Genomic DNA, 14,553 nt, shown 5'->3' with positions numbered 1-14,553 from the left:
CATGGCTGTCCAGTACGTCCAAGGCTCGGTGAGTCCGGCGAACGGCTACGACCTCTCGGTCACGACGACCATCAGCGGAGTCACGGCGGGCAACACCCTGCTCTTATTCATCGTCGGAGGGGATACCGCGAACGTCGCGGCATCGGTCACCGACAACCGGGGCAACATGTGGACCAGGATCCGCAGCCGCTTCTTCCAGCGCGGACAGCAGCTCTGGCTGGCGACCAACGTCGCAGCCGGCACGACGATCGTGAAGGCGCTGACGCCGGTTGTAGGTGGCACACCTGACTACAACGCAATGGCCATGACCGTGCGCGAGTACTCCGGCGCTCACCCGACGCACCCCATTGCGGGCATCAGCTTTGACGACGACGGTGAGTTCCTGCAGACGCACCAGGGCAAGGTGACGAACCCAGCAGACGGCTCGCGCTTGGTAGCGATGTACGCGGGTAGCAACGGAGCGTCCTCGTACTCATCGACGGGCACAGGGACCAACCTGACGACCGCGAACAACGGAGACTTCACCGGTTCCGCCGTCCTCGATGCTCCAGCTCCAGTTGCTGGCACTGAGTACGGCGCTCAGATCAACTCGACCGAGTACATGCGTGGCACAACCTGGGCAGTCATCCTGCGCGCAGCGGGGGAGCCGACACCCTCACCGTCGACTGACACGGTGGCCCGGGACTACATCTACAAGATCTCGAAAGCGGACGGGACCTACATCGGCGTCTGGCGCGACGTGATCGACGACCTCCAGTTCACCCAGCAGATCAATACACCGGGAACGACGACGACGGTCCGTCTTGCTCGCTCCGCTGAGAACATGCTGGAGCAGCGCACGCCACTGACCGACCACACTGGCGCTCCATACACCGACCAACTTGGTCAGCCGTACTTCGTGACCACGGAGACGCCGAACGCGATCGGTCCGGACACTGACGTCGAGAACGGGCATCTGGTGGAGGTGTTCGTGAGCTACGGCCGCTTCGAGCCGCTGACCGACCACCTAGGGCGCCCGTACACCGACACCAACGGCAACGCCTACCAGGTGAGTGCAGGCGCGCCGCTTGGAAGCGCCGTCTTCCGAGGCAAGATCATCGACTACGAGGCGACATACGGGTCCGCGGTGGGCGTGACCGTCACCCTCGCGTCACATGGAACCGAGTTGACCAAGGGCGAAGTCATCAAGAACGGCGCGAACACCACAGTCACCTTCTCTGGCGCTCAGATCGAGAGCATCGTCAAGACGATCCTGGACACGAACCCGGGGAGGATCGGCTACACGGCGGCGACGATCTCAAGCACGGGCGTCGGGATCACCTCGAAGTTCAGCCTGAACACGAAGCTCGAAGGCATCAAGAGCGCGTTCGACCAGACCGACGCCGGCTGGTTCTGGTTCGCGAACCCCGCGGACAACCTCGTCTACTTCCGTCCGCGCTCGGCGTCGGCCGATCACACGCTCCTGATGGGCAAGCACCTGACGGGCGTCAAGATCAAGAAGAGCGCCGAGGATCTGCGCAACCGGATCTACTTCGTCGGCGGTGACACCGGAAGCGGACCGCTCTTCAAAGTGTTCGAGGATCTGGCAGCCATCACGGCCCACGGACTCGGCGTCTACCGCATCACGGACAGACGCTTCACTCAGCCGCTGTCGGCGCAGCGCTATGCATCCAAGGTCATGTCGCGCTTCGCTCGACCGATCTTCACTTCCACGATCGAGGTTTCCGCAGCGCTCTACGACATCGAGAGCATTCAGCTCGGCCAGATGATCGCGATCAAGAACACCGGTAACTTCATCGACGCGCAGCTGCTCCAGATTGTTTCCCGCTCCTACATGCCGACGAAGCTTGTGCTAGAACTTGGCGAGATTCTCGACGACCAGCGCTCGATTGTCGCGGACATCGAAGAGGAGTTGTCAAATGAACAATACCAACAGCTTCCTGTATCTCCGTCTTGATGATAAATTGAGGCTATAAAGGAATACTGACCCATGGTACAAATACCCGACCAACCAGCTAAGACAAATGCGGCAGCCGAGGATCTACTACTCATTCGAGACGTAGCGGCCGGAACGGATAAAAGAGTCACGGTTGGAGGGCTTCGCTCCGCCATGCACCCCGTCACTGTCGACGCAAACGGCTGGACAAAGCTCGACATGGGGACATTCTCCATCTGGAAAAAGCGAGTCACGTACTCGATGACTACCAGCGCAGGCGGCTCGTACACAATCCCAATCTCCTCGTCCAACCTGCCAACCGGCATGGCGACTCTTGGTAACAACACGATCCAGGGATCGATGATTCAACTCGGGTCCGCGTTCAATCTCAACTGGAACTTCGAGATGTCATCTGCCTCGACTGGTCTTGCCATCACTGCTTACGCGTTGATCACCGGAACGCCTTCCGGATCGATCGAGATCGTAATCATTGGAGTAAATTAGCGTGTCGATTCCGAGCAATGCAGACATCATGAACAAGCTGATCGAGATCAGCACTAGTCAAGCGGTGCAACAGGATCAGCTCACGAGGGTCGAGGCGCAAGCCATCAAGACGAACGGTCGCGTCAACTCTATCGAGGAGTGGAAGACCGGACTGCTCGCCGTCGCTTCGTACCAAAAGGAGCACCCGAACAGCGCAAACCAGACGATCAACGCTCCCAACGCGAGGATGGTTCAAGTCGTGCCGAACAAGTGGTTCCAGAGCAAGGAGCTGGTCGGAACGGTCGGCTTGATCGGCGCCGCCATCGCCGCAGCGATCGGATTCTGGGCAGGGGGTGCATCGTGATCTCGGCAACGCTCGTCGCGTTGCTGCGGCTCATCCCGTACATCTTCACAGCAGTGAACGCGTGGACCAAGGGCTACAGATGGCTGACGATCTCGGCCGTGTTCGTCTCGATCTTGGCTTTGGCGAATTATCTCTATGTGATACCTCACGAGATTCAAGGTCTGCTGAGCAGCGTCTATGCGCTCCTGTTGATGACGCACGCCCTGGACCTGAAGCCTAAGGGGTCCGAGTGATGCAGAACATTCTTTTCCCGATGAAGGTGATGAAGATCACGACACGTGCAGGCGAAGGAACGCATGTCGGAAGTAACGCTATTGACATCGCTGGATCGGATGCGGGTATCGAGAGCGCTTTCGCGCCATTTACCGGAGTGATCAAAAAGATTTGGGCTAACGGCAACACCGTGTGGTTCGAGAGCGTGGAGCCTGTGCAATTCGCGGACGGACGCCAGGACTTTGCGGTGGTGAGTATGACACACGACAACTCGATCGCGGACCTGTCAGTCGGGCGACGTATCGAGCAGGGCGAGGTGTTCTATCAGGAAGGAACGGCAGGCAACGCATACGGCAATCACATTCACCTTGAGATCGGCGCCGGGAAGTTCAGTGGCTCGGGGTGGCATCAGATCGCGAACGGGAACTGGGTAATAAATAACTCCTACCCTGCCGTGTCCGCGTTCTTCCTTGACGGAACGACGGTACTGAACGGTGGTGGTTACGCATGGAAGGAGTTGAAAGGAGATGAAGACATGATCACGAAGGACGATGTATCGCTACTACGCATCATCAACAGCGAAGTGAAGGGCTACCCGTTCAACGAGACGCACGCGGGTCAGTTCGACCAACAGGAGCTAGCCGGGTGGGTCGGGCGAAGCTGGCGTGATCTCGTGTCGTCCGGCTGGGACCGCTCAGCAGAGTGGCGGGCACGGCGCATCGAAGCGCTGAGCTTCTCGGACCAGTACAGGCCGCAGATCGCTGATCTTGAAGCGCGGCCGACAGAGGTCACGGTGGAGAAGCCGGTTGAGGTCATTAAGGAAGTCATCAAGGAAGTACCGGTCGAACGTATCGTCGAGAAAGAGGTCGTCAGAGAGGTGATCGTCGGCGATGCGGACCGAACGGCCGGCGAGATGATACTGGTCGGATTAAAGAAGCTCTTCGGGGCAAAGTAAGGAGATTACATGGCAGAACCAACAAAGAACACACCAGCAGGGAAGGGCATCCGTACCGCGATTCAGGCGATCGGCGGTGCGTTGGTCGGCCTCGTTGCCGTCGTCTGGGCAGTGCCGGGCGTACCCGAAGCGGTCACCAGCTTCCTCGTAGACAACACGATCCCGCTGCTTCTCGCAGTAGGTATCCCATCGGGACTGATCGCGTTCTTACAGAACAAGGTCGAGAAGAACTAGCTCTGAGACGCGCTCAGAGCGCGCAGGACGCGGTCAAGGCTCGAAGATGAGCCAACGGACACTCAAGCCCTCAGCGATTGCTGGGGGCTTTCTCGTGCGGTCGTGTGTATAGTCGGCAACGATCATTGCAACCCGGAGGACAATATGGCTCAGAAGCTCACTCTCGTCGACGACCTTGACGGCACCCCCATCGATGACAACGACGGCGGAACAGTGCGGTTCTCCCTTGACGGTGTCTCGTACGAGGTCGATCTGAACAAGAAGAACATGGAGACGCTCCTCCAGGCGTTCTCCAAGTACATCGAGGTCGCGCGCAAGACGAGTGGACGCACCGCCCCCGCCAGCTCCAGCAGCAGCGCGAAGAAGAGCAACCCGCAGGAGCTCCAGGCGATCCGCGAGTGGGCGAAGAAGAACGGCCACCAGGTTTCCGACCGCGGGCGCATTCCCGCGACGGTGGTCGACGCTTACAACGCCGCCAAGTAGATCTGAACTAGACGAAGGCCGGGTGCTTCACTGCACTCGGCCTTCGTCATTGCTTCGCAGGGACGGTCAGTCTGTCCACTCCCTGACTCCCACGGTGGGCTTCCGCCTACTGGACGTCGGTTCGACCGGCTTGGCGGTGCGCCGGGTCTCGATCTCTGTGTCTACCTGGTCGATCGGTCGCCCGTACATCGCTCGTGACATCTTTCGGATCGCTGTTGTCGAAGACGAGGGGCGGCTGAGGTCTCGGGTACGCATCGTGAAGGGCTGCGACACGCCACTACTGGTCGAGACGCGCGCGATGGCCTCCCGGGTCTGGAGGTTCATAAAGTCCTCGGCGGTGACCAGCGTGCCGAACTCAGAGGCCATCAACCTCGCGTCGGTCTGGGTGGTCTGAAACACGATCTTCGTCCGGGCGTTGGCAAGTACCGCTTCACGAAGCTCGGGCTTGAGCTGACCGGTGTGCTGATGGGCGAGGACCATGCCCAGGCCGAACGACCGCGATTGAGCGAGCATGTCTGCTGGGCTCGTCGGCATCGTCACGAAGTTCTGGAACTCGTCCATGTAGAGGATCACCGGCTTCTCATGCTTCGTCGTGCGTACCGAGTTCCAGAGGGAGTTCATGATGAGCGTGCCGACCATCGATGCGGTCTGCGTTCCGATCCGCACGCCGTTCAGGTTGACCAGGAGGATCTTGCCCTCCCGAACGACGTCGTCCATCTTGAACGTCGACTTGCTCTGACCCAGCGAGTTCCGTACTTCGGGCCTGGTGCTGAACTGCCAGAGACGGCGATGAAGTGGCGCGCTCTCACGGTCCTGCGATTTCGGGTCTGCCCTGAGGTATCGCTCCCAGAACTTCCGGATGTCGCGGTTCTTGATTGATGCAACCAAACCGTCCCTCCAGGCTCGTTCCTCGTCCGTCTGGGGGCTCAGGATCGTTGGTAGATCGATCATCGTGCCGCCGTCGACCTCCGCAAGCGCGTGGAGGCCGTGATACATCACCTGCGGCGTGATGACACCGCCCTCTGGGTACATCGATGCCAGCAGCGCGTTCAATTCGTCGACCGCGGAACGAGACGAACTCTGCTCCAGCACGTTGAAGCCGATCGGGTAGGACGTGTCGCTCAGGTCCCAGACGATCACGTCCTTGAGCCGGTGCTCTGGCACACGCTCGAGAGCGGACTCGAAAAGGTCACCCTTCGTTTCGATCAACACGACGCCGAACCCATCGCGGAAGTCCCCTTCGACCATGTTCGTCGCGAGCGCGGTTTTGCCTGACCCGATCGGCCCCATGATGTGGACGTGCTTCATCCGATCGATCCTGTCGATGGCGATGAGTCGCTCCTTGCCGGGGACGGTGGACTGCCCGATGACCGTTCCACCGTTCGAGCCGTTCGACACTGCGTTGGTGACGTGCATGTGGCGGGTGTGACTCTTCGGCAGGCCGGCGATGTACGGGGTACCGAGCGGCCATGCAATCAGAGCGCTCAGCTCCATCACACTGACCTGAGCCGGGAAGAGCAGGGGAGCGGACGCAGTGTTGACAGCCTCGATGAACTTGGCCTTGGTTGAGGTCTTCCGTGTGAAGCGGTTGGCGCCGGAGGACGTCGCAGACAGCGTGAGCAGAACGTCGCGGTTGAGGCGATCGACCTGCTCGGGGGCGCACTTGATCGCGACCCGGCCGACGCTCATGTAGTTCGGGGTCTCCAGCTTCGCGCGCCGATCCGTGATCTCATCGTGGCTCGCTTCGATCCGTCCGGCGAGGGAGGAGCGGATGCGCATCTCATTCGACCGTGGCCGTTGATCCGAGGCGGGCGGCCGCTCAGGCGCTTTGGGAGCGATGACCCACTGCATGAGGACGGTTTGGTCGCCGTCGAGCGCCTGGACGCTCGTCAGGATCGAGTGGGCAAAATCGGTGCCGTCTGAGATGGCCAGTTGGCGGGAAGGGTTGCTCATGCCCACCTCAGTGACCTGATCCCACTGCATCAGCGGACGCTCTTTGTCCTGCGTCACACGAACTCCGGGGACCATCGTCTCCAGATGACTGATGATGAAGGCCGCGTCCCCAGGGGGAACCAGCAAGCGATGGATGATGCCGCGGTCGTCCGCCCACGTCTCGAAGACGATGGTGGGCGTGTTGAAGAAGCCGAGCCAGCTCGACTTGAGTGTGCCGCTGATCGAACGGAGGAACGCCCTCACGCGCTCTTCGGTGAGGCCGGACGGGAACGTCAGTTGGTAGCACTTCATGGGTGAGTGGTGCGTTGACATAGATCCGCCTTCACTTTGATACGAAAGAACCTCATTTACAAGAGGCGTCTGCGGTTGCGGAGGATCTTCCAGATGAGAAACAAGATCGCGAGGCCGACCACCGCAAGGAAGAAGATCGTGAGCGCTAGCGCGATGGTCGGTAGGTAGGGGCGGATCGTGGCGGCAGCAACCTGTATGAGGACGGCCGCCGCCACGATGAAGAGGAGAGCGCTCCAGGCTTTACGAAGCACGACAGGGACCAGCCGCCGAGGAGGTCACTTGAGACGACCGGTCTTCGCGTACTGAGCGAGGATCTCCCTGGCGGCCTGCTGCTGGTACTGCTCGTCGAGCATCGCTTGGGTCAGCTCGTTCTTGATCTGCTTCTTTCGGCCCGTCTGCTGGAGCTTCTTGTCCAGCTGGATCAGCTTTCTTCCGATCCAGACTCCCGCTCCTGCGGCGACGAGGAGTCCGATGATGGCGGCGACTGTCTCAAACATGATGTGTCTTCCTCTTAGTTGTTCTGGAAGTTGACGAACGCGTGCCTGCGCTCGTCCTCGTCGATCCACTCAATTGAGCCGATCACGTTCCCGACGCCGTCCCGCTGGATGCCCACCGTTCGATGACGCTGCGTCTCCATGCCGTAGCTGCCGAGGCTCGACGGGTAGCCGGCGATGGCCCGAAGGACGTCTAGGCCAGGGGGCTCCTCAGCCATCGCCGGCGGGTTCGGTGCTGCGCTGTTCGGCTTCACGCCTCTCAGTAGGTCGAGGATCTTGCTCATGAGTGCCCTCCATGTGGCTGGGCCGGACGGTTGTCCTGACCAGTGCGATCATGTTTGCCCACAGCGACAAGTTTGTCAACAGTTGCAAAACTGTCAGCGCTGACTAAGGTAGGAAGCATGGAAACTCACACCTGGTCAGCGACCGACATCAACCTCGCCTTCCAGCGGTGGCGCAAGAAGGCGACTTTCTACGGCGACCCAGCCGCGATGAAGGACGATCCCGAGCGTCACGGGTACACGCCCGAGCAAGTACGAAGCGCGATGGAGGAGGCGCGCGGCATCATCGCCCCATCGATGCAGTTGGTGCTTGCCTGGCGAGCGCTGGGGGGCGACGGCCTTGGCGGCGGTCTCATGCAGCGGCGGGAGGACTACCTGGAGGAAGCTGGCGTGAGTCTTCGTACGGCGATCCGGCTAGAAGAGGCCGGCTTAGAGGAGCTGGCGGGAGCGGTCGCGATGTTGCTCGATGAGATCCGAGCCGGTGACTTCGACCGTCGTGCGCGAGGGTTCGCCCAGCAGATTCGAGCGCTGTCGCACTACATGAAGGAGGGTCAGAAGGTAGACCCTGACCTCGCAGATCACGTGGGCGAGCACCTCTACGCGGGCGAGGTTGCCGCGTTGATGGGGCTCCTGGATATGCCAGCGGATGCTCCTCGACCGCAGCACGGCATGGGTCCCGGCTCCAAGGAGTGGGAGGCCCGGGTCGGCAACAGCGACGAGACGTCACTCCACTAGATCGGCTCAGGCCTTCCAGTCGATTCGAACGTAGGCGGGATCGAACACCCACTGCTTGTACCTGATCTGCTTTCGTCCGGCGGGGTGTGGAAGCGGGTCGATCCAGACGCGATCAACCACCAGGTCCATGAGCTGACGCCGCCACAAAAGATCGGCGCCGTTCCAGGCGTCCCGCAGGCTCGTCCCAACTGGTGCGTTCGCGAAGGCCGACGTCGCCGTCATTGCGTCGATCTTCCTGCTCAGTCCGTTCAGACGAGCGCGCGCCGTCGTCTTGGCGGTCCGGTACTCGTCGAAGGTGAGGTCGCCTTCGCTGTATAGGGAGAGGATCTCTTGAAGGCGAACTTCCTGTGTCTGCCGATCGTCGAGGAGGCGACGAAGCCGAGGAGCTTCGGTCTGTGTGGAGGCGACGAGGCGACCAAGGTGGTCGGAGTCGAGTCGGAAGAGCACGGCTTCCTTAACCAGATCCTCTACAGCAGCACCGATGCGTGACACCTTTCCGCATCCGATCTTCCCCTTCTCGTCGTCGTTCGCTCGGCAGCGGTACGTGGGCGTGTGTGACCCGTCACGTTGCTGCTTGCTGAAGCTGTTCATACGGTTGCCGCATCCGCCGCAGTAGGCGAATCCGTGGAGAAGGTGCTTCCGGAACGGGCCGCGCTGCTTGTGATGGTTCTGACTCATTGCGATGGCCGTCTGCATGCGCTGCCATGTGTCTTGATCGACGAGGGGTTCCCACTTGGCGGCGTATTGAGCCGACCCGTTGTGATCGCGGAGGCCGACGTTGCGAGGGCGAATGGCAACGTTGCGCACCTTCAGGGCGTTCCAGCCCTTGTCGTGCTGCGTACGAATCCCGCGGGCGTTCAGGTCGAGCGCGATCGTCCTCCAGGACTGACCGCTGATACAGCGATCGATCATCTCCCTGACGACCGTCGCTTCTCTCTCGTCGAGTTCCATCGACCCGGGGAGCCAGCCGAACGGACGCTGACCGCCGCTCCACTCGCCGTTCTGTGCTGCCTGGAGCTTCGCCGCCTTCTGGCGCTCGATGCCGATCTCTACCTCGTAGCTGGCGACCGCGCCGTGGATCCGAGCACCCATACGTCCGCTGGGAGAGTCGAGGCGAAGGGGGCCGGCCTGCACGGTGAACGTCGGGATGTTGAACTGGTCTGATGCCTCTATATAGGGCTCTAGTTCTGTGGGGCGGCGGTGCACGCGATCCGTGTGCCAGGCGAACACGGCCTGGATCGCTCCAGACTTCATGGCAGAGAGCAGCGCCTCGTAGCCGGGACGCTTCTTGCCGCTGTACGCGCTGATGTCGTTGTCGCTGAAAACGGTCACAACCTCGTAGCCCTCGCGCTCCGCGAGCTTCCGGCAGTCAGTCTCTTGCCGTTCAACGCCGAGCCCCGCGCCGACGCGGTCCTTTGAGATGCGAACATAGATCGCGGCGGTGCGACGAGGCTGTTCGATTGTGGGTCTGATCAGGTCTTTCATATTGGTATTACTGAACATAAGTATGCGCCTCCGGAGTGGAGTCGTCAAGATCATTCGACGAGGCCCCCGAGTTCTCGTCCGTCGCCCTCGATGCGTTGCGCCAGCCGCTCGAATCCGGCGTGATCCGCATCCACCGCGCGAACGCCGTCGCCGAGTTCCCCGCGCGGGTGCAGCTCGTCCTCGCGGCGAACCCGTGCCCGTGCGGCCGCTTCGGCATCCCCGGAGAGACCTGCACCTGTGCTCCCTCGGTCCGCCGCCGCTACCTCGCGCGGCTCAGCGGACCGCTGCTCGACCGCGTCGACATCCGCCTGACGGTCCGCCGCATCAGCGCGGCTCAGCTGGCCGCACGTCGAGACACGTCCGGAATGTCGACGGCTGAGGCCCGCGCCCGTGTCGCCGCGGCGCGGTCCCTCGCAGCGGCTCGCCTCGCCTCCACTCCGTGGACGCTCAACTCGGAGGTCTCCGGCGCCTGGCTGCGCTCGGACCCGGTGCGCCCGACCAGTGCCGAGTCCCGCACGCTCGACCGGGCTCTGGAGCGAGGTCTGGTGACCATGCGCGGCTACGACCGGGTCCTGCGCCTGGCCTGGACGCTCGCGGACCTCGACGCGGCCGACCGGCCGAGTGCCGCCCACCTCGCGCGCGCGCTCGTCCTCCGTGGGGGTGCCGCGTGATCCGGCCCGACGCGCTCTTCGACGCCGCGGAGCTCGACGCCGTTCGTCGACTGCTGCCGAGCGGTTCAGCCGATCAGGGCTCGGCTGCCGACGGCGAGCCTCCGGGCGAGTCCGGCTGTGCTCGGAGCGCACTCGTCGACGCTGCAGCCCGGTGCGGCTGGAACTCTCTGACCGAGCCCGGCGACTCCGTCGCCGCCCTCCTCATCGCGAGGGTCGGCGCGGCCGAGGCCTTCGCCCACGTCGTGTCCTCGTCGTCCGCGGAGGAGATCCTCGCGCCCCCGCATCGCGCTCCCTCCGACCAAGGAGGCCCGGCACCCGCGCCCCTCGACTCCGAGGTCGCCGCGCTCCAGTCGGGGCTGGCGCGCTGGCGACCGCGCCTGGACCGCAGGCTCCTGTTCCGACGTCTCGAGATCGCCGAGCGACTCGGCGCCCGGCTGCTCCTGCCCGGGGCTCCCGTGTGGCCCGAGTCGCTCGACGACCTCGGGCCGCACGCGCCACTCCTGCTCTGGCTGCGCGGTGATCCCGCCGCCTTCGATCCGCCGCACCGCCTCGCCCTCGTCGGCGCCCGCGCTGCGACCGGTTACGGCGAGCACGTGGCCGCCGAGCTCGCCGCGGGCGTCGCGGCGCGAGGCGTCGCCGTCGTCTCGGGCGGTGCCTTCGGGATCGACGCGGTCGCCCACCGCGCCGCCCTCGGCTCCGGAGGCCGGACGGTCGCCTTCCTCGCCGGGGGAGCGGACCGCCTCTACCCGACGGCTCACGCCGACCTCCTCCACCGCATCATCGCCACCCCCGGCTGCGCCGTCGCAACGGAGGTCCCGCCGGGCACCACGCCCACCCGCTGGCGATTCCTGCAGCGCAACCGCCTCATCGCCGCCTCCACCGCGGGCACCGTCGTCGTCGAGGCCGGCGCCCGCTCCGGATCCCTCAACACCGCCGGCCACGCGGCTGCCCTGGGCCGCCCCCTCGGCGCGGTCCCGGGCCCGGTCACCAGTGCCTCCTCCGCCGGCTGCCACCGGCTCCTCCGCGAGTACGCGGCGACCTGCGTCACCTCGCCGGCGGATGTGCTCGAACTGCTCGCTGTCGGCGACGCCGACGGATCGTGCCGAGCGCTGACCGCGGCTGAGGCGCGAGTCCTGGCCGTCGTCGAATCCGAAGGAGGCTGTGACGCCGCAACCGTCGCCCGGCTCTCCGGGGATTCGCTCGATTCGGCACTGTCGGCGCTGGGTGCGCTCCTCGCAGACGGACGCGTCCACCGTTCCGAGGACGGGGACTGGGAGCGGGCACCCGGGTGAGCGGCCCCGCCGCCGCGGCGCTGTCGGCGGTCCGCCCTACGCTGAAGGGGCATCGGCGAGGGGAGCGGCATGGACGCCACGGCAGCAGGACACGGCGGAGAGCGCCCGCAGCTCGGGCACTTCCGCGCCGCCGACAGGGTCATCGCGCATCTGAGCGACACGCACCTGCTGGCCGACGGCGCTCCGCTCTACGGGAAGGTCGACACGGTCGCCCGCCTCGCGCAGGCGGTCGGCCGGCTGGCCGAGCGCGGCGGACGCCTGGACGCGATCGTGGTGACCGGGGACGTCGCGGACCGCGGCGAGGAGGACGCCTACCGGCGCGTGCGCGAGCAGCTCGACCCCGTGGGCGAGCGGTTCGGCTGCCCGATCGTCTGGGTGATGGGCAACCACGACGAGCGCGGAGCCTTCCGGCGGGTGCTCCTCGAGCAGGACCCGGCGGGCGCGGGACCCGTGGACCAGGTCGTCGACCTCGGCGGGCTCCGGCTCATCGCGCTCGACAGCGCGGTGCCCGGCTTCCACCACGGCGACCTCACCGACGCCCAGCTGGCCTGGCTGAAGGACGAGCTCGCCGCACCGGCCCCGCTGGGGACGATCCTCGCCCTGCACCACCCTCCGCTGCCCACGCCGCTCGGCGCGATGACCGTGCTCGAGCTGCGGGGGATCGACCGCCTCGAGGAGGTGGTGCGCGGAACCGACGTCCGCGCGATCCTCGGCGGCCACCTGCACTACCCCACGGCTGCGACCTTCGCGGGCGTGCCCGTGCTCGTCGCCGGCGCCACCAGCTACACGATGGACCTCGGAGCGCCCGAGCGGGAGCTCGCCGGCGTCGACGGAGCGCAGAGCCTCTCGCTCGTCCACGTCCACCCGGGGACGGTGGCCGCCTCGTTCGTGCCGACGGCACCGGCCCCGATCGCGACGCGGTTCGGCACCGACCTGATCGAGCGGCTTGAGGGGCTCGACGAGCAGGGGCGCATCGACCTCTGGTCGCGGATGCCGGACGGATCGTGACCGGCGAGACGCTCGCCGACTCGGTCGAGCACTTCCTCCGGTACGTCCTCGATGAGCGGTCCCTCTCGCCCGCCACCGCGAAGGGCTACCGCTCCGACCTGGCGCGCCTGATCGCCCACACGGAGGAGAAGGGGCGGCTCCTCACCGCCGAGCTCGACCTCGAGCTGCTGCGCGACTGGCTCTGGCGAGAGTCGGAGTCGGGGATCGCCCGCGCGACCCTCGCCCGGCGCACCGCGGCCGTCCGCTCCTTCTCCTCCTGGGCGCATCGGACCGAGCGGCTCCCCGTCGACGTCGCCGCACGCCTCAAGACGCCCAAGTCGGGACGGACACTGCCGCGGGTCCTCACGCTCCCGCAGGCGGAACAGGTGCTCGACACGGTCGCGGCGCGAGGCGCGACCGAGGACCCGGTGGCGCTGCGGGACCTCGCGATCGTCGAGCTGCTCTACGCCTCCGGCATCCGCGTCTCCGAGCTGGTCGCCGTCGACCTGGGCGACGTCGATCTCGGCCGGCTCACCGTGCTCGTCACCGGCAAGGGCGCCAAGCAGCGGGTCGTCCCGTTCGGCGTCCCCGCGAAGGAGGCGCTCGTCGACTACCTGGAGCGCGCCCGACCCTCTCTCGCGACCGGCGACGGGAGCGGGGCCCTGCTGCTGGGACGGCGGGGCGCGCGCCTCACCCCGCGCACGGTCTACGGCGTGGTGGCGAGGCTCCTCGACGGCGGGCAGGGCTCCGGACCGTCCGGTCCGCACACCCTCCGCCACACCGCGGCGACCCATCTGCTCGACGGCGGAGCCGACCTCCGCGCCGTCCAGGAGCTGCTCGGCCACGCGAGCCTGGGCACCACGCAGATCTACACCCACGTCTCGACCGAGCGGATCCGCGACGCCTACCGCCTCGCCCACCCCCGCGCCTGACCGGACGCGCGAGTCGCTGGACGCACCCTTCCGCGCCACTCGCTGAACACCCTGCGCCATGTCGTCCATCGGCAGGAGCACCGCCCGGGGGATCCCGCCGAAGAACCGCATCGGCGAAACGTAGTCGCCACCCTCGCGGACGCCGAGGTGCACGCACCTCCCGTCGCAGTGGCCGCCCGCACCCACTGCTCCGACGGGCTGGCCCGCGGTGAGGACCTGCCCGGCCGTCACCGATCCGTCGACCGGCTCGACCGTCGAGACCAGACCGTCCGCGTGCACGATGCTCACCACGGACCGGTCGACCACCCTGCCCGAGAACGACACGGTACCCGCAGCGACGGCGACCACGGGCTGCCCGGCCGCTGCGGCGAGGTCGATCCCGCGGTGCCCGGGGGCGTAGCGGTGCGCTGGCGCGCCCCACGGCTCCACGACGGAGAAGCCCGCGACGGGGGAGGTCCACCGCGGGTCGGACCGGCCGGGGGACGAGGTGCCGGAGGGCGAGGCGCCGAGAGGCGCCCCGACGAGCAGAGCGGCGAGGGCGAACACGCCCGGGCGCAGGAGTCGGGATCGGAGCATGCGGCCACCCTCCTGGAGCCGGTCCGAGACCGGTGGTCGGCCGAGCGGATCAGGGGAGGAGAGCGCGACGGGCCCGGCTGTGGAGGGAGGACATCGGCCGGGGGAGAGCGCAACCCGTCCCGGCGGTGCCGCGGCGAGGAGTAACGTGCCGGTGATCCGGCTCGGGAGCGGCACCCCGCCCCCACCGG

Annotated in this window: 16 protein-coding genes and 1 pseudogene; 12 read left to right on the top strand and 5 right to left on the bottom strand. The window is 65.4% G+C overall.

All coding sequences use genetic code 11. The annotated features are described in order from the left end of the window. Window position 1 precedes the first annotated feature (1 nt). The 7 genes from C5C57_RS05500 to C5C57_RS05480 all read left to right on the top strand — a co-directional run bounded on the left by C5C57_RS05500 (window position 2) and on the right by C5C57_RS05480 (window position 4,668). The gene (locus tag C5C57_RS05500; RefSeq protein ID WP_104297383.1) at window positions 2-1,957 is read left to right on the top strand and encodes a hypothetical protein; all 1,956 of its coding nucleotides are present in this window, start codon (window positions 2-4) and stop codon (window positions 1,955-1,957) included. A gap of 33 nt (window positions 1,958-1,990) precedes the next feature. After that, window positions 1,991-2,440 (top strand): hypothetical protein, encoded by a 450-nt coding sequence (locus C5C57_RS17655; RefSeq protein ID WP_146082360.1) that lies wholly within the window; start codon window positions 1,991-1,993, stop codon window positions 2,438-2,440. Window positions 2,441-2,468: 28 nt separating this feature from the next. Beyond that, window positions 2,469-2,783 (top strand): hypothetical protein, encoded by a 315-nt coding sequence (locus tag C5C57_RS05495; RefSeq protein WP_146082359.1) that lies wholly within the window; start codon window positions 2,469-2,471, stop codon window positions 2,781-2,783. Next, the gene (locus tag C5C57_RS05490) at window positions 2,780-3,016 is read left to right on the top strand and encodes a hypothetical protein (protein WP_104297381.1); all 237 of its coding nucleotides are present in this window, start codon (window positions 2,780-2,782) and stop codon (window positions 3,014-3,016) included. Before C5C57_RS05495 ends, C5C57_RS05490 begins: the two co-directional genes overlap by 4 nt. Further along, window positions 3,013-3,951, top strand: coding sequence for an IMCp domain-containing protein (locus C5C57_RS18325; protein ID WP_219827746.1), 939 nt, complete (start codon window positions 3,013-3,015; stop codon window positions 3,949-3,951). The genes C5C57_RS05490 and C5C57_RS18325 overlap by 4 nt, the downstream gene beginning before the upstream one ends. 9 nt (window positions 3,952-3,960) lie before the next feature. After that, entirely contained in the window at window positions 3,961-4,185 is a 225-nt protein-coding gene (locus tag C5C57_RS17650; protein WP_146082358.1) for a hypothetical protein, read from the top strand. A gap of 144 nt (window positions 4,186-4,329) precedes the next feature. Then, a complete protein-coding gene (locus tag C5C57_RS05480; RefSeq protein WP_104297380.1) occupies window positions 4,330-4,668 on the top strand; it encodes an Lsr2 family protein in 339 nt (112 codons plus the stop codon). Between the two features lie 66 nt (window positions 4,669-4,734). Here C5C57_RS05480 and C5C57_RS05475 read toward each other — a convergent pair whose 3' ends face one another. The 3 genes from C5C57_RS05475 to C5C57_RS05465 form a co-directional block, all read right to left on the bottom strand. Further along, window positions 4,735-6,933 (bottom strand): type IV secretory system conjugative DNA transfer family protein, encoded by a 2,199-nt coding sequence (locus tag C5C57_RS05475; protein ID WP_104297379.1) that lies wholly within the window; start codon window positions 6,931-6,933, stop codon window positions 4,735-4,737. 254 nt (window positions 6,934-7,187) lie between these two features. After that, a complete protein-coding gene (locus tag C5C57_RS05470) occupies window positions 7,188-7,409 on the bottom strand; it encodes a hypothetical protein (RefSeq protein WP_104297378.1) in 222 nt (73 codons plus the stop codon). 14 nt (window positions 7,410-7,423) lie between these two features. Next, on the bottom strand, window positions 7,424-7,690 hold the full coding sequence (locus tag C5C57_RS05465) for a hypothetical protein (RefSeq protein ID WP_104297377.1): 267 nt from the start codon (window positions 7,688-7,690) through the stop codon (window positions 7,424-7,426). A gap of 117 nt (window positions 7,691-7,807) precedes the next feature. Here C5C57_RS05465 and C5C57_RS05460 point away from each other — a divergent pair, with 117 nt between their 5' ends. Next, window positions 7,808-8,422 carry a hypothetical protein gene (locus C5C57_RS05460; protein ID WP_104297376.1) on the top strand — a complete coding sequence of 205 codons (615 nt, stop codon included), beginning with the start codon at window positions 7,808-7,810 and terminating at the stop codon, window positions 8,420-8,422. A gap of 6 nt (window positions 8,423-8,428) precedes the next feature. Here C5C57_RS05460 and C5C57_RS17645 read toward each other — a convergent pair whose 3' ends face one another. Further along, window positions 8,429-9,925: a recombinase family protein gene (locus C5C57_RS17645; RefSeq protein WP_181069094.1), complete on the bottom strand. Its 1,497-nt coding sequence runs from the start codon at window positions 9,923-9,925 to the stop codon at window positions 8,429-8,431. A gap of 17 nt (window positions 9,926-9,942) precedes the next feature. Here C5C57_RS17645 and C5C57_RS05445 point away from each other — a divergent pair, with 17 nt between their 5' ends. From C5C57_RS05445 to C5C57_RS05430, 4 genes are all read left to right on the top strand, one after another. After that, on the top strand, window positions 9,943-10,578 hold the full coding sequence (locus C5C57_RS05445) for an ATP-binding protein (RefSeq protein WP_104297375.1): 636 nt from the start codon (window positions 9,943-9,945) through the stop codon (window positions 10,576-10,578). Continuing rightward, the gene (gene dprA / locus C5C57_RS05440) at window positions 10,575-11,870 is read left to right on the top strand and encodes a DNA-processing protein DprA (protein ID WP_258072415.1); all 1,296 of its coding nucleotides are present in this window, start codon (window positions 10,575-10,577) and stop codon (window positions 11,868-11,870) included. Before C5C57_RS05445 ends, dprA begins: the two co-directional genes overlap by 4 nt. 69 nt (window positions 11,871-11,939) lie before the next feature. Further along, window positions 11,940-12,878 carry a phosphodiesterase gene (locus C5C57_RS05435; protein ID WP_104247625.1) on the top strand — a complete coding sequence of 313 codons (939 nt, stop codon included), beginning with the start codon at window positions 11,940-11,942 and terminating at the stop codon, window positions 12,876-12,878. Further along, window positions 12,875-13,789, top strand: a complete 915-nt coding sequence (locus C5C57_RS05430) for a tyrosine recombinase XerC (protein ID WP_104232497.1) — start codon at window positions 12,875-12,877, stop codon at window positions 13,787-13,789. Before C5C57_RS05435 ends, C5C57_RS05430 begins: the two co-directional genes overlap by 4 nt. Window positions 13,790-13,912: 123 nt before the next feature. Here the strand turns inward: C5C57_RS05430 and C5C57_RS18640 are convergent. Further along, window positions 13,913-14,365 (bottom strand): annotated as a pseudogene (locus C5C57_RS18640) (murein hydrolase activator EnvC family protein); the annotation flags it as partial. Between the last annotated feature and the right edge of the window lie 188 nt (window positions 14,366-14,553).

It is taken from the genome of Rathayibacter sp. AY1C5, assembly GCF_002931705.1.
Lineage (GTDB): Bacteria > Actinomycetota > Actinomycetes > Actinomycetales > Microbacteriaceae > Rathayibacter.
Note: the sequence above shows the minus strand (reverse complement) of the source record. Positions and strands in the feature narration are given on the sequence as shown.